The sequence below is a fragment of the Segatella copri genome (assembly GCF_009494395.1).
Classification (GTDB): Bacteria; Bacteroidota; Bacteroidia; order Bacteroidales; family Bacteroidaceae; genus Prevotella.
Window position 1 is genome coordinate 25,275 of the sequence record NZ_VZCB01000003.1, and the last position, 21,626, is coordinate 46,900.

Below are 21,626 nucleotides of genomic sequence, written 5' to 3' on the forward strand. Positions count from 1 at the left end.
TCGGCTTATCCTTTCTTTTCGTTATGTTCAACTTTAGATGCACCGCTCTCAGCATCTGCTTTCTGAGATGCACCGCTCTCGCCATCTACATTCTTACCTGCATAGGCAGCGTAAGCCTGATTGATTGCCTTGAGGAAGGCACGGCTGGTAATGGTTGATGCGGTGATGGCATCTACTGCATTGCCACCCTTATCATCCTTGCTCACGTGAAGGTCGCCATCCTTTGGAGTTTTTCCGATGATGCTACCCTTTCCGTCTTTCTGGAACCAGGTAGTTGCCTTGGCACCCAGACCCGGAGTCTCTGAAGCCTGGAGAATGGTGTAACCCATAATCTTGCCCTCGGTATCGAAACCTACGAGCACCTTCAAGTCGCCACCAAAACCGCCGGTAGTACTCTCTACGGCAGCCCCCAACTCCTTTCCGCTCTTGTCAGAGCACTTGTGGAGGATAAAGGTAAATTCCTTGCCACCGAACTCCTGCTTCACCTCTTCAGGTTCTGCAACCTGGAGGCCTTCAGTACCCATCACGCTCTTGATACCGGTAGCCAGACTCTGTGCTGCCTTCTCGGCGATAGGACCAGATGTAAGGTGATTGATGTATGCCAGCACGGCACCCACAACGAGCGCTACGCCTACGAGCACCAAAACCATGTTCTTTAATGATGATTCTAATTTCTGCATGTCTCAGTCCTCCTTATTTCTTAGCTGGCTTCTCACCGAAGCGCTTTGGTTTAACGTATGTGTTAATAAGAGGTGTGAACGCATTCATGATAAGAATGGCGAACGACATACCTTCCGGATAACTACCCCAGTTACGGATGATGACGGTGAGAAGACCGATGCAGACACCGTAGATGAGCATACCCTTGTGAGTCATTGGTGATGTTACGTAATCGGTAGCCATGAAGATGGCACCGAGCATCAGACCACCACTGAAGATGACAGCCAGAGGATTGGCATAAACAGGATTAGCCAAATGCATCAAACCGCTGAAAACGAATACTGTAGCGATGATGCTGACTGGAATATGCCAGGTAATGACCTTCTTCCAGAGCATATAAGCCAAACCGAGCAACAGGGCGAATGCACAAACCTCACCGGTAGTTCCAGCACCGAAAGTATCGCCAGTAGCACCGAAGAGCAGACTCATGGAATCAGGCAACTGATTCAGGAGAGAAGAATCGCCTGTCTTGATGGCGGTCTTCATGATAGCCAGCGGTGTAGCACCCGTTGTTGCATCGGTATAGCTGAGCATCTGTCCAGCCACAGGCCATGAAGTCATCTGTGCAGGGAAGCTGACGAGCAGGAAGCAACGGCCTACCAAAGCAGGATTGAAAGGATTGTTACCCAGACCGCCGAAGCTCATCTTACCTACACCGATGGCAAACAGAGCACCGATGATGATGATCCAGAGAGGAAGGTTACTAGGCAAGTTCATGCCGAGCAGAAGACCGGTGATGATGGCAGAACCATCGAGCAAGCTGGTCTCCTCCTTCAGGAGATATTTTGTAATTGCCCACTCAAAGAAGACGCAGGCTGCCACAGAGGTGAGCAGTACGACTGCTGAACCCAGGCCAAAGAAATAGAAAGATGCGAGGATGGCAGGCACGAGAGCGATGATTACTCCGTACATGTTCTTCTCCACGCTCTCATTTCCGTGGGCATGTGGCGATAATGAAACGATTAATTTTCCCATTTTATCTTTTAAATTCTTTCTTAAATGAAATTCATTCTTGACGTGAACGCTTACTTCTTGGCGTTGCGAGCTCTGATAATGCCCATCACCGCTGCCTTACCATTGATGATGTTATCGAGGATAGGACGATGAGATGGACAGGTGAACTGGCATGAACCGCAGGCTATGCAGGATGTTACCTCCTCTGCCTCCAGGCGCTCATAATCCTTCACTACGCTCAAGGTAGCAAGCAAGTATGGCTCCAAGCCCATTGGGCAGGCATCCACACACTTGGCACAGCGGATACATGGCTGAGCCTTCTTGCGATGAGCATCCGCATCGGTCAGTACGGTGATGGAGTTGGTGCCCTTGGTTACAGGAACATCGAGGCTGATTACAGCCTTACCCATCATCGGACCACCAGCCAACACCTTGTTGTCGCCCTCAGGCAAACCGCCACAATTCTCAATCATCTGAGAGAATGGAGTTCCCATACGTACGAGGAAGTTGCCCGGATTCTTCACCTGCTTACCGGTAACAGTGGTATAACGTTCGAAGAGAGGCTTGTTCTTCATAACTGCCTGATAAACAGCGAAGGCAGTACCTACATTCTGAACTATTGCTCCAACGTTGACTGGGATAGCTGGAGGAGCTGGAACCTGACGGCGGATAACGGCGTCCACCAACTGCTTCTCACCTCCCTGAGGGTACTTCTTAGCCAGAGGAACGATCTCGATGCGGGAGTCATTAGCAGTCTTTTCCTCGAAGAGTTTGATGGCAGCAGGTTTGTTATCCTCGATACCGATGTAGCCCTTCTCTACCTTAGCCGCCTTCATCAGAAGGTTCAAACCAACGAGAATCTCATCGGCATGCTCCATCATCAGGCGATAATCGGCTGTGATATAAGGCTCGCACTCTACACCGTTGATGATGACACACTCAGCCTTGGCTCCTGGAGGAGGGCAAAGCTTGATGAAGGTTGGGAAACCGGCACCACCCATACCTGTGACACCAGCCACCTTGATACGGTTTACAATCTCTTCTGGAGTCAGCTCAGCATGAGCCTCCAGAGTCTCGAGTTTATCAGAGCGGTCGATGCTCTCCTCCCACTCGTCGCCCTCTACATTAATGATAATGCAAGGCTTGCGATAACCGGTAGCATCAATAGATGTATCTACCTTGAAAACGGTTCCAGATACGGAACTGTAAATAGGAGCACTCACAAAACCACCAGCCTCAGCGATGAGTGTACCCACCTTCACCTTGTCGCCCTTGGCAACTACAGGCTTGGCAGGAGCACCGATGTGCTGACCTAGTGGGAAAATAGCCTGCTTTGGGAGAGGAGCCACCTGAGTAGCCATCTCAGCAGTAATCTTATTCTCTTCTGGGTGAACTCCACCAATTCTAAAAGTTCTCAAATTCATGATTTAATCCTCCTTCTTTTCTTCTGAAACCTCAGCCTTAGGAGCAGCTACTGGAGCCTCTGCAGCTGGCTTTGCCTTCTTAACTGGGAAATTAACTTTTACGAGAGCACCGGTTGGGCATTCGTCAACACACTTGGTACACATGCGGCACTTATTGAAGTCAACATAAGCCACATTGTTCTCAATGGTGATAGCATCAAACTTACAGACCTTCTGACATTTACCGCATCCGATGCAAGCAACGCTACAAGCCTTCTTGGCAACAGCACCCTTGTCGTGGTTCACGCACTGAACGTAAACACGGCGACCCTTAGGACCCTTCTTACGGAGTTCGATGATATGACGTGGACAAGCCTTGGCGCACGCACCACAACCCGTACACTTCTCCTCATCAACCTCAGGAAGACCCGTCTCAGGATTGATAGAGATGGCACCAAACTGGCAGGCAGCCACGCAATCACCACAACCCAGACAGCCGAATCCGCAGCCGGTTTCACCAGCGCCACAGGAGTTCATAGCAGCACAAGTATGCAAACCATCATACTCGGCGATGCGAGGACGATGCTCGCAAGAGCCATTACAACGAACCACTGCCACCTTAGCCTCTGTGTTAGCCACAGCCAGACCCAGGAGATCAGCTACCTTGCCCATCACGTCGGCACCACCTACAGGACACATCAGCCCATCGATGCTACCGGCATCAGCACCCTTGACCAGCGCTGCAGCCATACCGGAACATCCGGCAAAACCGCAACCACCACAGTTGGCACCCGGAAGGAGTTCTCCTACCTGTCCCAGTCGAGGGTCTTCTTCGACGGCAAACTTCTTAGATACTCCGAAAAGCACCAACGCTGCAATCAGCGCAATGGCACCGAGTACCAAGACCGCAATCAAAATAAAATTCATAATAATTTGTATTTGTTTTAGTTAATAATCAACAACGTTCGAGTTTAAAACTGAATCGGTTTCTTAACCTGTTGCGCATCAGATAGAGCACAACATAATAAGGGACGAGGATTCCCAGCGCCGAAACGGCAGCCATACCCTCAGAATGGGTAGTAGCAAGAACAGCTATCAAGGTTGCCACCATGGTCACCAGAGGCAAAAGATAACCGTAAAGGCTGGCTCTGTAACCTACGGAAGCGTCAGCCACCACGACAACAGAATCGCCCTTCTGATAAGAAGCAGCGTCAGCCATTCTTATCTCTACCATTTTTTCTTTCATTTCAGAGGCATTGCAGTGGGCAGCCACTTTGCAGGCGCTGCAGGCAGAAGCCTGGAGGATGCGAACTTTCACACATTCTCCCTCTACCCCATCTACGATACCAGTATGTTTTATCTTGTTCATTTGTAAAGTCGAGTTTGCAATTTATTTGGTTGCAAAGATAGCAAATATTTTAGAAATGACAAACAATTTAAGAAGGTTTTTTAATTAAAATGGGCGTAAACGTTTTCTTTGTTACTTTTTTTGCCAAACTTCTTTGTTTGTTTCATTTTTTTATGTACCTTTGCAATAGAAAGATAAAAACCAAGCCTCAAGCTCGCAAAAAGCCAAGGGCTGATAAAAACGTAGATTTATGGAAGTAACAGAACAAATGATTCAACAAGTAGAGCGCTTTATCAGAAAAGTGTCTCAAAAGTTTCCTGTACCAGCGTCTGAAGAAGACACATGTATGCTGACCGATATCCATGTGAGAGTATCACAGGACAGCGGCGAGATGCTTGCCTTTGACGATGACGAGAACGAAATTACCCGCTGTGTTGTTGAGCAATGGATTGACAACAAAGATGAAAACTTCTATGATGAGGTGGCGAAGCTTTTGCGTGACCTCTTGCGCAAGAATGCTGAGACGGTAGACCATCTCGGAATCCTAAAGCCTTACAGCTTCGTCTTGGAAGATGATGAGAAAGAGAATCTGGGAGAACTCTACCTTGCCGATGATGATACCATCATCGTGGGTGGCGACCTGATGGAGAATCTGGATCACGACCTGGATGAATTCCTTGACGACTTGCTTAAGGAATAACTTTCCGAATCAAGGAATCATGACATAAGCATAAAAAAGGAGGGAGGTTCGAAAGCCGCCGCTTCCTTCTCCCTCCCGGGCTAATGTTATAAAAACTAATATTGTCTTAATGCACCCAGCAATTCTGCATTCTCACTCTTATTACCGATGGTAATACGAAGGCAGTTGCCACAGAGTTGCACTTTATTTCTATTTCTTACGATGATGCCCTGTGCCACAAGATAATCGTAGATGGCATTGGCATCCGTCATCTTCGCCAGGAAGAAGTTGGCATCCGTAGGATATACCTTCTCGCAGATAGGTAATTCCATGAAGGCTGCCATCACCTTGGAACGTTCCTGCAGGATGTTCTTCACCCATTCATCCACCTTCAGCGGATTCTTCAATACCTCCAAAGCCTGCTCCTGGGTAAGGAGATTCACATTATAAGGATATTTCACCTTATTAAATATATCTACTATTTCCTTGCTGGCAAAAGCCATACCCAGCCGAAGGGCTGCACAGCCCCAAGCCTTGCTCATCGTATTCAGGACGATGATGTTTGGGAAATGATCGATCACGCTGCGGAAGGTTCGCTCGGAAGAGAAATCACTGTAAGCCTCATCCACGATGACGATGCCATCGAACAGGCGCAACACTTCTACGATGGCTTCACGGTTGATGTGGTTGCCCGTAGGATTGTTAGGACTACAGAACCAGATAACCTTGGTATTGTCATCGCAGGCATCGATAATCTTATCGGCTGTCACCTGATAGTTCTCATCAAGCAACACCTCCCGATACTCCACGTCATTGATATCGGCACATACCTGATACATGCCATAGGTTGGAGCAATGGCTACAACATTGTCCTGACCAGGGCGACAGAACACACGGTAAACCAGGTCGATGGCTTCATCAGAGCCATTGCCCAGGAAGATTTTCTCTTCTGCCACACCCTTTATCTTACTGATCTGCTTCTTCAGCTCCACCTGAAGCGGGTCTGGATAGCGATTGTAAGGGTCGTTATATGGATTCTCGTTGGCATCGAGGAATACGCGGGCATTTCTGCCGGCGAATTCTGTTCGAGCGCAACTGTATGGTGCCAGGTTCCAGATGTTCTCCCGGCACAAGTCTTTTAAATCTTTCATACTATCAAACTACTTTAGACTTTCTACTCTCAATCTCATGGCATTGGCATGTGCCTCGAGCTGCTCGTTTTCAGCCATGGTCACCACCGCATCTCCTATGTTACGAATACCTTCTTCGGTAAGATGCTGGAAAGTGATCTTGCGGTTATAGCTGTCGAGATTCACGCCGTTGTAAGCCAAGGCATAGCCATGGGTTGGCAGGGTATGATTGGTACCGCTGGCATAGTCGCCCGCACTCTCACAGGCATAATTGCCCAGGAATACGCTACCGGCATTCACTACCCTTTCAGCCAGCTGCTCATAGTTGGCAGTAGCAATAATCAGATGCTCAGGAGCATAGGTATTGCAGAGATCGATAGCCTCCTCATCATCCTTGACAAGGATAAACTTGGAATTGTCTAACGAGGTCTGTGCCATCTCCTTACGTGGCAATCGTTCGAGTTGTACTTCAACTTCCTTCTTCACCTCCGCCAATACCTTTTCAGAGGTAGTGATGAAGAACACCTGTGAATCAAAACCATGTTCTGCCTGAGAAAGCAAGTCGGCAGCAGCGAAAACAGGGTTGGCTGTTTCGTCAGCAATCAGACAAACCTCCGAAGGACCGGCAGGCATATCGATAGCCACATCATGCAATGAAACCTGCTGCTTGGCAGCCATCACGAACTGGTTGCCCGGACCGAAGATTTTATATACCTTAGGCACGCTCTCAGTACCATACGCCATGGCACCGATAGCCTGTACGCCACCCGCCTTGAAAATCTTGCTCACGCCGGCAATCTTAGCCGCCATGAGAATGGCTGGGTTCACCTTGCCCTCCTGGTTAGGAGGAGTACAGAGAACAATTTCCTCGCAACCGGCAATCTTGGCAGGAGTAGCAAGCATCAGTACGGTAGAGAACAGCGGTGCAGTACCGCCCGGAATATAAAGTCCCACCTTCTGGATGGCAACACTCTTCTGCCAGCAGGTAACACCAGGGCATGTCTCAACCTTCTCGCCTTCAAACTTCTGGCTCTGATGGAATGCGGCAATGTTATGATGGGCGAGGTGCAAAGCGTCTTTCAGTTCTTGAGAAACCAGTTGCTCAGCCTCTTCGATTTCAGCTTCAGTCACAGCCAAAGAATCGAGATGGGCATGATCAAACATTTCCTCGTAACGCTTCACGGCTTCGTCGCCATGCTTCTTCACATCGTCGAGTACACCCTGGACCGTAGCATTGAGCTTGGATACATCCAGGTGTGGGCGTTCTACTATCTCGCTCCATTCCTCCTTTGCAGGATACTTAATTACCTTCATTCCTTCTTATTAATGTTTAATTATTATACTTTGAACTTTGAGATTTGAACTTTGAACTTTATGATTACCTTTCACTTTGATTTTTATACAAAGAACTATTTGAGCAATAATGCTTATCATAAAGTTCAATGTTCAATGTTCAAAGTTCAAAGTAAACAAGTTACAATATCATCTTCTCAATTGGTGTTACCAGGATGCCCTGTGCACCGAGTTCCTTCAGCTTACCGATGATTTCCCAGAAACGCTTCTCATCGAGCACGGTATGGATAGAACACCACTCGTCGTCAGCCAATGGGATGATGGTAGGACTCTTGATACCCGGCAATACCTGGGTAATCTCCTCTACCTTTGCCTTAGGCGCATTCATCATCACGTACTTCTTGTCCTGGGCAGAGCGCACAGCCTCGAAGCGGAACAGCATCTCGTTTAGAATCTGATGTTTCTCCTCATCCATATTCCAGTTGCCAATGAGCAATGCCTCACTCTTCATCACTACCTCTACCTCGGCAAGATTGTTGCTCACCAGCGTAGAACCTGAGCTGACAATATCAAAAATACCATCTGCCAGACCGATGCCCGGACTGATCTCTACAGAACCGGTGATGACATGGATGTCGGCATTGATATTATGCTTCTTCATGAAGTTGCGCAGGATGTTAGGATAAGAGGTGGCAATCTTCTTGCCGTTGAACCACTGTAATCCTGGATATTCTATCTTCTTAGGGATGGCAAGACTCAAGCGGCACTTGCTGAAACCCAAACGATCGATGATCTGGGCTTTCTCACCACGCTCCACGAACTCGTTCTCGCCCACGATACCGATATCTGCCACACCAGAGGCTACACTCTGAGGAATATCATCATCACGGAGGTAGAGAACCTCGAGTGGGAAATTACTTGCCTGCACCAGAAGTGTGCGCTTGGAGGCACTGACCTTGATGTCTGCCTCTGCTAAAAGATTCATGGTATCGTCAAACAGACGACCCTTACTTTGTACTGCTATTCGTAACATATTTCTATATTTTGTCTGAAAAACATTGCAAAAGTACATAAAATTGTTAGAATATGCAAATAATTTAGCACTTATATTTAAAAATTTCGTACTTTTGCAGTCGCAATGAGAAAAAAGTTATATTTATACGCATTTTATGCTCTTATTTTACTGGGAAGTTGCGAAGAAAAGAAACCGCAACAAGAGCTTACGCCTTGGGGAACGCCCATAGGCGAAGTGGAGGGCATGTCTGATGGCGAAGAAGAGGGGGCGGAAGAAGCTGCCAACAAGAATACAAGACAAAAGGGCTTCTCGCTGGAGGATATTCAGGAAAACGGTGAGCTGATCATGCTTACCGTGAACGGTCCTACTACCTATTATGATTATCACAACCACGGCATGGGTCTGCAATATCTCCTTTGCGAGAAGTTTGCCCAGCAGATTGGTGTATCGCTGCGCGTGGAGGAATGTAAGGATACCACCGAGATGATCCAGAAGCTGACCAAGGGAGAAGGTGACATCATCGCCGTTCCCCTATCCCGGAAACAGACCAAGGGCGACCTGCTCTTCTGTGGTGTAACACCCGACAGTACCCGCACGCAGTGGGCTGTGGTAGGCGGCAACAAGAGTCTTGCCGATACTCTGAACGGATGGTTCAAACCGAAGATGATAGCCGAAACGAAGAAGGAGGAAAACTGGCTGCTCTCTTCTGCCAGCGTCACCCGACATGTCTATTCTCCGTTCCTGAACCGTTCCAAGGGCGTCATCTCCCGTTACGACCATCTCTTCCAGCGATACAGCGGTACGGCAAGAATGGACTGGCGCCTGATGGCGGCACAGTGTTATCAGGAAAGTTGCTTCGACCCGAATGCGAAGTCATGGGCAGGTGCCTGCGGACTGATGCAGATCATGCCTTCTACGGCAGACCATCTGGGATTGCCGATGAGTGCGATACATGATGCAGAATCGAATGTGGCGGCGGCAGCCAAGTATATGGCTGAGTTGCAGGGCCATTTCTCTGACATCGGAGATCCTACACAGCGAGTTCTCTTCGCCCTGGCTGCATACAATGGCGGTTTCCATCATATCCGTGATGCGATGAACCTGACCAGAAAGCATGGTGGCAATCCTTATAACTGGGGACACGTAAGAGAATATGTCCTGCGTCTGGCACAGCCGGCTTATTACCATGATCCGGTTGTGAAATACGGTTTCATGCGTGGTACGGAGACTGCCGACTATGTGGACAGAATCAGAGCACGCTGGAGTGAATACTGCGGTGGCGCCAGCTTCCACGACAGTTATCGTGGTGGCAGCAGAGGCATCGGTGGAGGTGCCTTCCATGGTGCACCGATGAAATCGAAAAGACATTATCAGGGTAAATACCATATATAACATAAAAGGCTTCTGCGTATGTATTCGCAGAAGCCTTTTTTGTATCTATTAAAATAAAATAATTACTAGGGTGTCCAGTTCCATGTTCTCGTTTTTGATTACGTTTTAGCAACTTAAATTACTATAAATCAGCAAATTAAGTGTAAAATATAAGACAAATTTAACTATCAAAAAGTCTGATGTAGATTCGCACAAGATTATAGTTTACTGAGCGAATGATTATCAATGATTTAGATGGTTATTACATTGTTTTTGATACTAAAAACTGGAACACAGAACTGGACACCCTAACTGGTAATCTTCTGTTTGGTTAATCCTTTCTGGCACTTGTAACATTAAAATAAAATGCATGTCCAAGAGTAATAGCATAATGTGTATACATTTCACTTAAAGATGGAAATTTCGTTATGTATTTACTATTCCGTGACCACTCTATGGTTTCTCCTGTATAAGATTTACTTTTCTCTACAGGCAAAGATTTATCTATAGTAGGCACATAGATTTTATATGTCATTTTTTCTCCATCAAATGAAGAGTATAAAAGTACCCATTCTTTTTCTTCTCTAATACATTCTTCTTTGTCCCAGTACTTTTCTATACTGCATACAGCTGCAATTTTACCCATATAAGTCCAATTCGTTTGCGTATCTTGTGCACAAACGTTTGAAAGTGGCAACAAACTTATGACAATTGTAACCAAGGAAATGTATAAATGTCTTAATTTCATAATAATTGTAGTTCTTTTAGTACTAGGCTGTCCAATTTGATGTTCTCAACTTTTAAAGTTTTTATCAGCTATATTGCTGATTATATTGAACTAAAGTTGAAAAAACTATCAACTATTTGCATTTTGCTGTACCACATGCTTTCAACTAAAGTTGAGTATTGCATATCAAGCACTTAGTGTTTCGAAAACAGCAAAAAGTGGGTACAACAAATTGGACAGCCTAAATAATTACTTACCCAAAACCTCATCCAGCAAGGTGTAGAATGCAGGATCCTCACCCACGATGGTCTTGACAATCTTACCGTCAGGACCCACCACAATCTTGGTTGGGAAACCCTGGATGCCATACTTGCCGAGCACATCGCTACCCTTTGGATTATAAACGTGAATCCATGGCAACTGATGCTTTTCTACAGCAGCCTTCCACTTAGCCTCGGTATCATTGCAGTCAACACCCAGGATTTCGAACTTACCCTTGTACTTCTCGTAGTACTCCTTCATCTTAGGCATACCCTTAATACACCAGCCGCACCAGGAACCCCAGAAGTCGATGACAACATACTTGCCACGAAGACTGGAAAGTGAGAATGGCTTGCCTTTGATGTCATTCAAGGTGAAGTCAGGAGCATCTAAGCCAGAAGCCTGAAGCTTCTTAGCTTTCTCCTCAGCTTCAGCACGTTCCTTGGCCATATCAATAAACTGCTGATAATAGCCCTTCATTCTACCATTCTTCACATTCTCTGAGAGCAAGCCCAGAAGTTCCTTCATCTGGCCGTAATCGTTCAACTTCTCGAAAATTGTTGCGCAGCCCTCATTGTCAGGGTTCTGCTTGACGAAAGCGAAGATCTTCTCTGTTCTTGCCTTCTCCAGGGCAGGCATCTTCTTCTCGTAATCAGCCATAATGCTCTCGCGCTTTTCACCATTCTTCATGCGGGCATTCAGAGACTCTGAGAATTCCTTCAAGTCCTTCTCAGCCGACTCCATCATCAAGTCCACCTCATGATACTGCTGGTAGAACTTACTGCCGGCAACATCAAATCGAGTTGTAAAATCACCCTTTATCTCTGCCTTCTCGCCTGGTACGCAAGGGAAGTTGAACATCTTCTGCTCCAAGCCACGATAGGTTTTTGGAGTAAAGAATGCACGGTTTGATGCCTTGGCAAGGTTAGTAGAATAGGTAAACTTACCATTCTTAACCAGGATGGTATCCATCTTCTCTTTACTGCCTTTGTAAACAATGACAGAATCCGTAGAGAAATTCTTCAAGTCTACCTTCACCTGAAAGTTGCTCTTCTGAGCCATCGCTGCAGTTGATGCCAGCACCAATGCAGTAGTAAAAATCATTTTCTTCATTCGTACTATATCTTTTTTTTATAATTTCATCACAACCTTTATCTGTTATATAATAAATCATTTATTCCTCATACTCCGTAGTATCCTCGATACCCGCCTCTGCCAGGGCTTCCTTGCGCTCCACGCAGGTACCACATTTTCCGCAGTGCTTCTCGCCACCCTTGTAGCAGCTCCAGGTCTCGGCATAATCGATACCGAGCTTCTTGCCAATGGCTGCAATCTCACCCTTGGTGATGTTGGTATAAGGAGCCACCACGCGAACATCTACGAAGGTGCCAGCCTCGGCAGCCTCATCGATAGCCTTGATAAACTCCGGACGACAGTCTGGATAGATGGTATGATCACCGCCATGATTAGCAATAAACACCTTCTTGAGATTGTTGCTCTCAGCAATACCAATAGCAATGCTCAACATGATACCGTTGCGGAAAGGCACTACGGTAGACTTCATGTTGTCGGCAGCATAATGTCCCTCAGGAATTGCATCCGCACCTTCCAGGAGTGAACTCTTGAAATACTGGTGCATGAATCCCAGATCGATGGTGATATGCTTGATTCCCAATCTCTCACAATGCATCTTGGCGAAAGGAATCTCCCGCTCGTTATGATTGCTTCCATAGTTGAAACTGATACCCAGGGCTATCTCGTCCTTCTTGTCATAGAGCAGGGTAATACTATCCATACCGCCGCTCACAATAATTACAGAATCCTTCATTTACTTTGAACTTAATATTTATAAAATCAGATTATATTTATAAATTCAGACTATACACTAAAATCTGCGTAATCCGCGAAATCTGCGTGAGATCCTTACCCGAACAGGCAGCGGAACGCCTCTTCCACTTTCCTTACGGGATGAATCTCTATCTGATACTTCTGATGGTCGAAACCATGATAGTTGTATTTCGGAATGATGATGTGCTGGAATCCGAGTTTCTCAGCCTCTGCTATGCGCTGCTCTATACGGCTTACCGGACGAACCTCACCGCTGAGTCCTACTTCGCCAGCCATGCACCACCCCTGCTCTATCGCAGTATCCACATTACTGCTCAATACCGCAGCCAGCACACTCAGGTCCATCGCAGGGTCAGTAACCCTCAATCCTCCGGCAATATTCAGGAACACATCCTTCTGCATCAGCTTGAAGCCAACCCGCTTTTCCAACACCGCCAGGAGCATGTTCAGTCTACGCTGGTCAAAACCCGTAGCCGAACGCTGTGGAGTTCCGTATGCCGCCGTACTCACCAGAGCCTGCGTTTCTACCAGAAACGGACGCACACCCTCGATGGCAGCACTGATGGCAACACCCGAAAGTCCGTCATGATCTTCGGTAAGAAGCAGTTCCGACGGATTGCTCACCTGTCTCAATCCTCCCTGCAGCATCTCATAGATGCCCAGTTCCGAAGTACTTCCGAATCGGTTCTTGATGCTGCGCAGGATGCGATACATATAATGCTGGTCACCCTCAAACTGGATAACGGTATCCACAATATGCTCCAATATCTTAGGTCCCGCCAAGGTTCCCTCCTTATTGATATGTCCTATCAGGATAACCGGAATGCCACTGGTCTTGGCAAAACGGAGAAGATGGGCTGCACATTCACGGACCTGAGATACCGAACCCGGAGAGCTGTCCACCTCTTCGGTAGCGATGGTCTGGATAGAGTCGATGACGATGAATTCCGGAGCCACCTCCTGGATATGAGAGAAGATTTTCTCCAGCTGGGTTTCACAGAGAATCGTGATATGATCGAAGGGTTGAACCACTTCCTCACCCCTCAGCATAGCCTGTCCCTTTGCCAGTCGGTCGGCACGCAACTTAATCTGATGGGCACTCTCCTCACCGCTGACGTAGAGAATACGGCGGTCGGTCATATTCAGAATGGTCTGCAGGGTAAGCGTACTCTTGCCGATGCCCGGTTCACCACCCAGCAAGGTGATGCTTCCCGGAACCATTCCTCCACCCAGTACGCGGTTCAGTTCCTCATCGCGCATATCGATGCGAGGCTCATCAATGGCAGAGATGTCGCGCAACTTCATCGGCTTGGCATCATTGTCACTATGCTGACCACCGAACATGGTAGCAGCCCCGCCATGTCTCATAGTCATGCCGGCATTCTTAGCCGCCTGCGAGCCGCTATCACCCGCAATGCGAATCTCCTTGAAAGTGTTCCATTGTCCGCAACTTGGGCATTTACCCATCCACTTGGAACTTTCCTGTCCACAGTTGCTACAAACGTATGCTATTTTGTCCTTTGCCATAAATGTAACTTTAATTCATTCAAGTTCAGCAAGTTCAGAACTTCCCTCTAACTTCACTTAACTTCCCAATATGCAAAAGTACATTTTTTTTTCGAGACACGCAACTTTTTTATTTTATTTAAGGTAATTCAAGTTTCGCAAGTTCAGAAGTTAAAGAAGTTATCACTCCCTACGGTCGTTCGGGAAGTTAAGAGACAATAGTTAATAAAACTAACTCGCTCTAAATTGAAATTTGATTGAAAATCAAGAAGTTGGGCGTTTGCCTTTATAATATAGGTAACAATATGGAAACGAGCGGACTTCTGCTCGTTTCTGTATTTTGCAAAGTCCTATTAAGGGCTGTTACAAAGTGTCATTTTGTTTACTTACAGATTTTATTGATTGCCGTTCTGCTGATTGTAAGCATCAACTGTCCCAACAATATAAGCCAGATAAAGCTGATAAATTATAGGAAAACGTTCCATTCTTCGTATGACTTACTTTTAAACATTTACAATCTATCCATTTCCTTTTTCCCTGCCCCTTTACCTTTATATTTTGTTTTAACTGTATTAAACTTATATCTTACGATACATTCCACTGCCCTTACAATCGCAGCCTTTTCAAGATAGACATCATTCATTCCGCAGAAAATGGTAAAAGTATTTTTGCGGGCAGTATTAAAGATGTCATTTGCAGACAACTTGACATTCCATTTTTTAGATAAGTCCTTAGCCAAAGAAAGATTTATCTGTCCAACACTCCCCATCTTAATATTCTCACTATTTCCCGCACTACGCCAACTGTAATTTACTGTCGCCATATAGTTGTTATGGAATTTGAAAATATTATTGAACTTAACTACAACCAAAGGATTGTCCACGTGCTTTATATTCCCTCTGTAATCAATCTTGTAAAATTGCGAGACAACACCACATGCCAATACGGGATAATAGCATTTCCAAAGGAATCCGGGCATAAAAGAAGCCATTATCTGTAAGTTAGACAGACTGTTTCTGGAATTTTCCTTTTTGAGCAAAGCAATAGTCTTCGAATCATCATAATATGTATATGATGTTATTATTTGGTTTTGCACCTTTTTATAATTAGCAGTTAATGCCAACCAGCGATACCTCAAATTCAAAGAGATGTTGTCGCTATAGGATGGTTGCAAATACGGATTTCCACTTTGATAGAGATATTTGTTAACATAGTGAACCGTGTTGCTCAACTGAGAGTACAATGGACGATAGCATTGCTTAGAATAGCTCAGCTGCACCATAGTTTTTCCAATGGGCATAGACAATGAAGCAGTCGGGAAAAACTTATCATAAACATGTGACTGTTCGTGATTTTTTCTGCCACCTATAAAATATTCACTGTTCACATGCTCATACCTGCCACCAATACGGAATGTTACATTGCCTAGATGCTGCATAGTTTCAACGTAATATGCCATATTCAGCTCCTGTATTTTATTGTTCTCGCCTGCCATAATGCTATTTTCACTTTCTGAATTTTCCTCACGACTACTATTGGTGAAATCTACTCCAAAGCTAAAATTACCTTTAAGAAATGGGTGAGACGCATATAATTCCGTTGCCATTAACCTAGCATGCCCAACATCTTTTATTCCAAAATACTGATTGATGCCGGTTTGCTCTATAACGTTTTGATTTTCATGTGTTTTTTTCCACATTAAATCAAAAGTCATTTCCAAATTCCATTTTCCCCAAACCCCATGGCAATATCCATCTAACAAATGTTCCAAATCTCTTAATTTGATATCCTTGTATGCAGAAGTCTCACTTTCAATTACATCATCAGAATATAATGATGACATAATGCTCGAATTGGTCTTTGTTGGAGCATAAGATACTTGGTAAAATGCGCCAAATGAGAGTTTCGGAGATGAGGAAAAATCAAATCCCCATTTACCATCAATCAAGTTTGAGTGCTGTGTCGATTTCATCGTCGTATTCTGCTGATGATGTGATGAGAGCCATGAATTCTGAACATTTTTGCTAGAGTTCGTATCCTTACCTTGCTCTAATCCAATCGTTCCAAAAACATCCAAATTGTCAATTCTATAGTTCAAGTCCAAATTGTCTTTGCCATACATATAATTACGATAACCAATAGTAGCGATGTTATCAAAGGAGAAACCATCCCCAACCTTTTTAATGGTTGTTATCTTTATGATGGAACCTACGGTTGAAGCATAACGTGAACTTGGATTCGTTATAACTGTTATCTTATCTATTTGGTTAGCCTTCAATTGCTCAACTTCCATATTATTGCGGACAATATGTCCATTGATATAGAAGACAGGTTTTCCCTTGCCAAAAACTTCAATCGAACCATTGTTATTCAGTACACCAGGCAACATACCCATAACATCTTTTGCAAAACCAAGTTTTTCCAAAACGGTACCTTTGACTTCTGTCACAAAGCCTTCGCTGTTCAACTTTGCCAAAGGGCGGGTTGCTCTAACAACAACCTCCCTTAATTGCAGAGTATCCTTTCCAAAATTTTGATCACCCACACGACTGATATTGGAGGCTGATACCACCACATCATTCAAAGCTTTAGTAGAGACAATAGAGTCCTTCCCAGTGTTCTGAGCGAACACGGGTACAGCAGCCATCAGCAGTCCAAAAGAGCAAAAAAACATCTTCATTCTTACAATATGTTTTTATTTCATCATTATCAGCCACAAAAGTACACATTATTATCCAAAGCCATTACATCTTTTCCGTTAAATTTGTATAACTTCATCAAATTACCAATTCCATCCAGTTCATCATCCCTCCTAGCCTGAATGTATTCCCGTTTTTTGTTATACATCATCTCTTAATAATTCTAAAACATAGGACATATGTCCCTTAACTTCCCTCTAACTTCCCCACATGCGAAAGTTCAGTAAGGTAAAAAACGGGATGTAGGGATTTTCCCCCACCCATTTAGGGAAAAACCTTACCCCAAGAACGAAAATAGCCCTATCTTTGCACCAGAAATAAGAAACAAGAGTATAAACAATTTTAAAATATACGATTATGAAGAAGTTTATCATAGCACTTGTAGCAATGTTCACCATGACATTCACTACTGCATCAGCAATGAGTTACGAACAGGCACGCCAGCAGGCTCTCTTCCTGACTGACAAGATGGCTTACGAGCTGAACCTGACAGATGATCAGTACGAGGCAGCTTATGAAGTGAACCTCGACTATCTGATGGGCATCAATACTTATGATGACCTGTATGGCGTATACTGGCGCCAGCGTAATCTCGACCTGAGCTATATCCTGCTCGACTGGCAGTATCGCGCTTTCTGCGATGCCACCTACTTCTATCGCCCTCTCTACTGGGACGGCGGTTACTGGCATTTCGGAATCTACGCACGTTACCCTCGCCGCGACTACTTCTTCTTCGGTAGACCACACTTCTACGTTAGCTATAGAGGCGACCACTGCTGGAGAGTGAACGGCGGAAGAAGCTGGTATCACGGACGTGCATACGGCAGACCATTCGCTGGCGGTCAGCCACGCATGGGAATGAGAGACGGTTTCAACCGTGGTGATTACGGCCGCGGACAGTCTTTCGGCAACATGCAGCGTCAGAGCAGCACCCGTACCACAGTAACCAGAGACCGCAACTTCGGCAACGGTTCATTCCATAACAGTCGTGTAGAAAGCAACCGCAACTATAATGGTGGCGGCACATTCGGCGGTGGCACTTTCGGTGGTGGCACTTTCGGAAGCAGAAGCAACAACAGCCGTTCTAACATGAGCCGCGATTTCACCCCACGTTCTACTACTCCAAACAGCAGTTCGTTTGGCGGTAACCGTTCTTTCGGTGGCAGCAACCGCTCATTCAACAGCGGAAGCAACAGCAGAAGCAATAGCCGTTCATTCAACAGCGGCAGCAGCAACCGTTCATTCGGAGGAGGCGGCACATCCCGTTCATTCGGAGGTGGTGGTTCTCACAGCAATGGCGGAAGCAAAAGCGGTGGCGGCAGCTTCGGTGGCAGAAGATAATAGGGAAAGTTAAGAAAATAAAAGAAGCCTCATTTGGAGTTGGTTCAAGCCTGACGTAAAGTTTATTTCAAGCTCAAACCAACCTCAAATGAGGCTTCATTCGTTTTCTTTTCCAAATCACTCTATGCGGTACCATCATAGCGCTACCGCCTATTTGGACTATAAATCTGCGCCACCTGCAAAACAGCATGACACAACACATTACAATCTGAACTAGTCGTTCCCGTTCAATTTAAACAGCTTCTTCAGACTCTCTTCAAAACCGCCCTCGAAAGGGCATTTCTCCTTTGGATAGACCAAATGATATGCCTCCCATACCAAGTCTAGAAATTTCGCAAACAACAACCATCGCTGGGTTGCCGTATGCTGACTCTTCAATGCTGCAATCAGAATTGAAAAGAACTGGCAAAAACTAGGCCTACCCTCTTAGGCATGCTCTTCACCACTCTGCCCCAAATGACATGGGACCATAATGTTGCGACTCAACTTAGTCTTACATGGATACACACAATCCAACAACATTCTAAATGCCTTTTCGGCTTTACTAAAACGTGTCATACGTTAATAAATTTAAATATAACTTTTTATTGTGTTAAGATACCATAAAAACGTATCTATATATATAAACACGCATTTTTTGGCGCTTTATTGTATTTCCAGTATCTTTGTTGCAGATTTCTGAACGGCTGAACTGAACTTATAGGTTTAACATCTTTGATATACAGCGCGATCAAGAAAGAATATAAAGAAATGATATACAGATAGTTATCACGTGTATTTAACACGTATTTAACGCTGGTATTTTTAAGTATTCAGTATTCAGAGTTCAGAAAGTTAAAATGGGTTAAAACTCAGATTCGGCAAAAAAAAGCTGATTCTGACGGACATAAACAATAAACAATTCAAACCAAAAATGGCAAAAATGAATGTAAAAACCAACAACCCGGAAGCTAACCAGGCGATGCCTTCTTTCTTCCACAGCATCCAGCAGTCTGAGAGCCATCCTCTCGTCTCCTGGGAGTATCTACGATCACTCATCACCAGCGACCCGCAGATCAAGAACATGACAGAACTGTATCGCCAGCGACTCCAGGTAAGCAAGAAGTTCGCCGACGAGCTCAAACCACAAAGCCCAGCCATCACCATCTCTGCACAGATGGACGGCTATGGACGGAAGCTCGCCAACTTCGTGAAGCCAACCTACCTGCTGATGGTAGAGTTTGACAAGATTCCAACCCAACAGCTGGAACACTGCCAGGAACTCATCTCCCAGGATGAGCACACCATGGTGATGCATCGCAGCGTCAGTGGCAGGGGATTGCATATCTTCTGCAAGTATGCGCCAGCTGAGGATGACGACATCAGCATCCTCGAACTCTTCGAGCTGATCCTTCCCAAGGCACAGCTCTACTACCAGCATCTCCTGGGAATGGAATGCGACAAGGCATGCTCCGACATCACCCGATGTGCCGGACTGGCACACGATCCCGAAGCCTATTTCAACTGGCAGTCGGTACCCTTCGAACTCGACTTCAGCGATCTGAAGAAGTTTTATACCAAGAAGACCATGGAGGCGAAGTATGCCAAGCGCAAACCGAAGAAAAGCCAGTCGAAAGAGAAGGAGAAGAAGAACACTGCCATCACCATCGACGAGGCGGCTCCCCATATCATGCAGCTCCTGCAACAGTGGGGCTACGACTTCCAGCCCGGCAGACACAACGAGTACATACTCCACTTCAGCAAATGCTGCCTCAAGTACGGCATCAGCCAGGAAGAGGCCATGAAGTATGTCGACAAGGAGTTTGGCTCCCAATATCCCGAGACTGTCTCCGTCCTCAAGTCCTGCTACAAGCATAGCGAACTCTTCGGCACCTGGCACTACTACCGCGAAGGTGAAGGCTACAGCACCCGTCCTTCGGTGAAGGCGGTCAAGCAGTGGCTGTCCACTCACTATACCTGGCACCACAACAAGATGACCGGCTTCTACGAACTGCAAAGCCGAATGGTCTATACCGGCAAGTATCCTCACCCTACCCGTGTCGATGACAACATCGAAAACTCGCTCTGGGCTGATATGGACGAGGCAGGACTGCATGTATCGATAAATACCATCCACAGCATCATCAACAGCGATTTCTGCCAGAGCTTCGACCCTTTGGAAGACTATCTTAAAAGCCTTCCAACATGGCAAAAAGGCAGGGATCCTGACTATATCGACCAGCTCGCCGACCGCATCCATGTGGTGGAGAAGCCTGGCTATGAGCACACCCAGGAGTTGTTCAGATATTACTTCAAGAAGTGGATCGTGGCGATGGTAGTAGCCTGGTGCTCACCGAAGGTAGTCAACCAGTTCATCCTCATCCTCGTAGGCAAGGGCGGCATTTTCAAGACCACCTTCTTTGCCTACCTCCTGCCCCCAGAGTTGCGCCAGTATTTCCTCAACGATTCCACTGCCAGTTATACCGACAAGGACTTCATGGAGGCATTCAGCAGCAAGGCGATGATCTGTCTCGATGAGTTTGAGAGCGTCTTCGGCAAGAACCTGAGTGCCTTCAAGAGCAACCTCACAAAGCTCACCTTCTCCATCCGCCGCCCCTACGACAAGTATCGCAGCGAACTGCCCCATCGTGCCTCTCTCTCCGGCACCACCAACAGCCAGCAGTTTATCACCGACGAGGAGAACCGCCGCTATTCGCCATGGATTGTAGAGAGCATCGATAGTCCGATAGACCATCCGATAGACTATCAGAACGTCTATGCCCAGGCTTTGGCACTGGGCAAGGAAGTGATGAGCCGAGGAAAGGAAGAATCTCAGGACTGGACCTTCTGGCTCACCCGTCAGGACATCGACCAGATGCGCAACCACAACCGACTCTTCATGGTGGCAAACTATGCCGAAGAGCAGATTCTGAAGTACTACAGGGTTCCGGAACCGGATACCCCACTGCAATACATCAAGTTCCGCTACACCTCGGAAATTCTGGAGAAGATTGGCTGTAACCCAGCCCTCCGCCAGAATCTGAACAGCCACAACATCGGTTCCGTGATGGCGCGGCTGGGCTTCAAGAAGATCCACAAGGACAAGGGCAACGGTTGGGCTGTCATAGAGAAGGAACCTATCGAGCTGAACAGCGACGCTGCCGTCGATCCTACGGATACTTTCGAGGACTAAGTATCTTACTTTCGACCCGTAAGTATGTTACTTTCAACCCGTAAGTATAATACTTAAACATCAAAAGCTATATGGATATAAGAAGCTATACGAAGCAGGAACTGGCTCTGCTCTATTTCCCCGATTCGTCACCCGTGGTGGCAAGTGCTCATCTGATGC

The 21,626-nt window shown here is 46.1% G+C and carries 18 protein-coding genes; 5 read left to right on the top strand and 13 right to left on the bottom strand.

What is annotated here, in order from left to right:
- Positions 1-5 precede the first annotated feature (5 nt).
- The 5 genes from F7D73_RS00330 to F7D73_RS00350 are packed head-to-tail and all read right to left on the bottom strand — an operon-like array spanning position 6 to position 4,446.
- Positions 6-680 carry an RnfABCDGE type electron transport complex subunit G gene (locus F7D73_RS00330; RefSeq protein WP_153121762.1) on the bottom strand — a complete coding sequence of 225 codons (675 nt, stop codon included), beginning with the start codon at positions 678-680 and terminating at the stop codon, positions 6-8.
- A 13-nt stretch (positions 681-693) separates the two neighbouring features.
- Positions 694-1,695, bottom strand: a complete 1,002-nt coding sequence (locus F7D73_RS00335; RefSeq protein ID WP_153121763.1) for an RnfABCDGE type electron transport complex subunit D — start codon at positions 1,693-1,695, stop codon at positions 694-696.
- Between the two features lie 50 nt (positions 1,696-1,745).
- On the bottom strand, positions 1,746-3,098 hold the full coding sequence (rsxC, locus tag F7D73_RS00340) for an electron transport complex subunit RsxC (protein WP_153121764.1): 1,353 nt from the start codon (positions 3,096-3,098) through the stop codon (positions 1,746-1,748).
- Between the two features lie 3 nt (positions 3,099-3,101).
- Positions 3,102-4,004 (bottom strand): Fe-S cluster domain-containing protein, encoded by a 903-nt coding sequence (locus tag F7D73_RS00345; RefSeq protein WP_153121765.1) that lies wholly within the window; start codon positions 4,002-4,004, stop codon positions 3,102-3,104.
- A 28-nt stretch (positions 4,005-4,032) separates the two neighbouring features.
- On the bottom strand, positions 4,033-4,446 hold the full coding sequence (locus F7D73_RS00350; protein ID WP_153121766.1) for a SoxR reducing system RseC family protein: 414 nt from the start codon (positions 4,444-4,446) through the stop codon (positions 4,033-4,035).
- A 229-nt stretch (positions 4,447-4,675) separates the two neighbouring features.
- On the opposite strand from F7D73_RS00350, the gene F7D73_RS00355 reads away from it, so the two are divergent.
- Positions 4,676-5,125: a hypothetical protein gene (locus tag F7D73_RS00355; protein WP_153121767.1), complete on the top strand. Its 450-nt coding sequence runs from the start codon at positions 4,676-4,678 to the stop codon at positions 5,123-5,125.
- Positions 5,126-5,220: 95 nt separating this feature from the next.
- Here the strand turns inward: F7D73_RS00355 and hisC are convergent, their stop codons facing one another.
- The 3 genes from hisC to hisG all read right to left on the bottom strand — a co-directional run bounded on the left by hisC (position 5,221) and on the right by hisG (position 8,560).
- Positions 5,221-6,255 carry a histidinol-phosphate transaminase gene (gene hisC / locus F7D73_RS00360; protein WP_153121768.1) on the bottom strand — a complete coding sequence of 345 codons (1,035 nt, stop codon included), beginning with the start codon at positions 6,253-6,255 and terminating at the stop codon, positions 5,221-5,223.
- Between the two features lie 9 nt (positions 6,256-6,264).
- Positions 6,265-7,548 carry a histidinol dehydrogenase gene (gene hisD / locus F7D73_RS00365; RefSeq protein ID WP_153121769.1) on the bottom strand — a complete coding sequence of 428 codons (1,284 nt, stop codon included), beginning with the start codon at positions 7,546-7,548 and terminating at the stop codon, positions 6,265-6,267.
- A gap of 160 nt (positions 7,549-7,708) precedes the next feature.
- Positions 7,709-8,560, bottom strand: a complete 852-nt coding sequence (gene hisG / locus F7D73_RS00370) for an ATP phosphoribosyltransferase (RefSeq protein ID WP_153121770.1) — start codon at positions 8,558-8,560, stop codon at positions 7,709-7,711.
- Between the two features lie 105 nt (positions 8,561-8,665).
- On the opposite strand from hisG, the gene F7D73_RS00375 reads away from it, so the two are divergent.
- Positions 8,666-9,934, top strand: a complete 1,269-nt coding sequence (locus tag F7D73_RS00375; protein ID WP_153121771.1) for a transglycosylase SLT domain-containing protein — start codon at positions 8,666-8,668, stop codon at positions 9,932-9,934.
- Positions 9,935-10,244: 310 nt separating this feature from the next.
- Here the strand turns inward: F7D73_RS00375 and F7D73_RS00380 are convergent, their stop codons facing one another.
- The 5 genes from F7D73_RS00380 to F7D73_RS00400 all read right to left on the bottom strand — a co-directional run bounded on the left by F7D73_RS00380 (position 10,245) and on the right by F7D73_RS00400 (position 16,935).
- Positions 10,245-10,661: a hypothetical protein gene (locus F7D73_RS00380; protein WP_153121772.1), complete on the bottom strand. Its 417-nt coding sequence runs from the start codon at positions 10,659-10,661 to the stop codon at positions 10,245-10,247.
- Between the two features lie 228 nt (positions 10,662-10,889).
- On the bottom strand, positions 10,890-12,014 hold the full coding sequence (locus F7D73_RS00385; RefSeq protein WP_153121773.1) for a TlpA disulfide reductase family protein: 1,125 nt from the start codon (positions 12,012-12,014) through the stop codon (positions 10,890-10,892).
- 61 nt (positions 12,015-12,075) lie between these two features.
- On the bottom strand, positions 12,076-12,729 hold the full coding sequence (gene queC / locus F7D73_RS00390) for a 7-cyano-7-deazaguanine synthase QueC (protein WP_153121774.1): 654 nt from the start codon (positions 12,727-12,729) through the stop codon (positions 12,076-12,078).
- Positions 12,730-12,824: 95 nt separating this feature from the next.
- Positions 12,825-14,276: a DNA repair protein RadA gene (gene radA, locus F7D73_RS00395; RefSeq protein ID WP_153121775.1), complete on the bottom strand. Its 1,452-nt coding sequence runs from the start codon at positions 14,274-14,276 to the stop codon at positions 12,825-12,827.
- A 490-nt stretch (positions 14,277-14,766) separates the two neighbouring features.
- On the bottom strand, positions 14,767-16,935 hold the full coding sequence (locus F7D73_RS00400; RefSeq protein ID WP_153121776.1) for an outer membrane beta-barrel family protein: 2,169 nt from the start codon (positions 16,933-16,935) through the stop codon (positions 14,767-14,769).
- A 376-nt stretch (positions 16,936-17,311) separates the two neighbouring features.
- On the opposite strand from F7D73_RS00400, the gene F7D73_RS00405 reads away from it, so the two are divergent.
- The 3 genes from F7D73_RS00405 to F7D73_RS00415 all read left to right on the top strand — a co-directional run.
- Positions 17,312-18,295, top strand: a complete 984-nt coding sequence (locus F7D73_RS00405) for a hypothetical protein (protein WP_153121777.1) — start codon at positions 17,312-17,314, stop codon at positions 18,293-18,295.
- A 913-nt stretch (positions 18,296-19,208) separates the two neighbouring features.
- A complete protein-coding gene (locus F7D73_RS00410; protein WP_153121778.1) occupies positions 19,209-21,467 on the top strand; it encodes a BT4734/BF3469 family protein in 2,259 nt (752 codons plus the stop codon).
- A 71-nt stretch (positions 21,468-21,538) separates the two neighbouring features.
- Positions 21,539-21,626, top strand: an 88-nt coding sequence (locus F7D73_RS00415) for a DUF4248 domain-containing protein (protein WP_153121780.1), incomplete at its 3' end; no start/stop codon positions are given.

Excerpts from the sequence above, each read along its gene's own strand:
- F7D73_RS00330 (WP_153121762.1), bottom strand. The coding sequence starts at position 680 with ATGCAGAAATTAGAATCATCATTAAAGAACATGGTTTTGGTGCTCGTA.
- F7D73_RS00335 (WP_153121763.1), bottom strand. The coding sequence starts at position 1,695 with ATGGGAAAATTAATCGTTTCATTATCGCCACATGCCCACGGAAATGAG.
- rsxC (WP_153121764.1), bottom strand. The coding sequence starts at position 3,098 with ATGAATTTGAGAACTTTTAGAATTGGTGGAGTTCACCCAGAAGAGAAT.
- F7D73_RS00345 (WP_153121765.1), bottom strand. The coding sequence starts at position 4,004 with ATGAATTTTATTTTGATTGCGGTCTTGGTACTCGGTGCCATTGCGCTG.
- F7D73_RS00350 (WP_153121766.1), bottom strand. The coding sequence starts at position 4,446 with ATGAACAAGATAAAACATACTGGTATCGTAGATGGGGTAGAGGGAGAA.
- F7D73_RS00355 (WP_153121767.1), top strand. The coding sequence starts at position 4,676 with ATGGAAGTAACAGAACAAATGATTCAACAAGTAGAGCGCTTTATCAGA.
- hisC (WP_153121768.1), bottom strand. The coding sequence starts at position 6,255 with ATGAAAGATTTAAAAGACTTGTGCCGGGAGAACATCTGGAACCTGGCA.
- hisD (WP_153121769.1), bottom strand. The coding sequence starts at position 7,548 with ATGAAGGTAATTAAGTATCCTGCAAAGGAGGAATGGAGCGAGATAGTA.
- hisG (WP_153121770.1), bottom strand. The coding sequence starts at position 8,560 with ATGTTACGAATAGCAGTACAAAGTAAGGGTCGTCTGTTTGACGATACC.
- F7D73_RS00375 (WP_153121771.1), top strand. The coding sequence starts at position 8,666 with ATGAGAAAAAAGTTATATTTATACGCATTTTATGCTCTTATTTTACTG.
- F7D73_RS00380 (WP_153121772.1), bottom strand. The coding sequence starts at position 10,661 with ATGAAATTAAGACATTTATACATTTCCTTGGTTACAATTGTCATAAGT.
- F7D73_RS00385 (WP_153121773.1), bottom strand. The coding sequence starts at position 12,014 with ATGAAGAAAATGATTTTTACTACTGCATTGGTGCTGGCATCAACTGCA.
- queC (WP_153121774.1), bottom strand. The coding sequence starts at position 12,729 with ATGAAGGATTCTGTAATTATTGTGAGCGGCGGTATGGATAGTATTACC.
- radA (WP_153121775.1), bottom strand. The coding sequence starts at position 14,276 with ATGGCAAAGGACAAAATAGCATACGTTTGTAGCAACTGTGGACAGGAA.
- F7D73_RS00400 (WP_153121776.1), bottom strand. The coding sequence starts at position 16,935 with ATGAAGATGTTTTTTTGCTCTTTTGGACTGCTGATGGCTGCTGTACCC.
- F7D73_RS00405 (WP_153121777.1), top strand. The coding sequence starts at position 17,312 with ATGAAGAAGTTTATCATAGCACTTGTAGCAATGTTCACCATGACATTC.
- F7D73_RS00410 (WP_153121778.1), top strand. The coding sequence starts at position 19,209 with ATGGCAAAAATGAATGTAAAAACCAACAACCCGGAAGCTAACCAGGCG.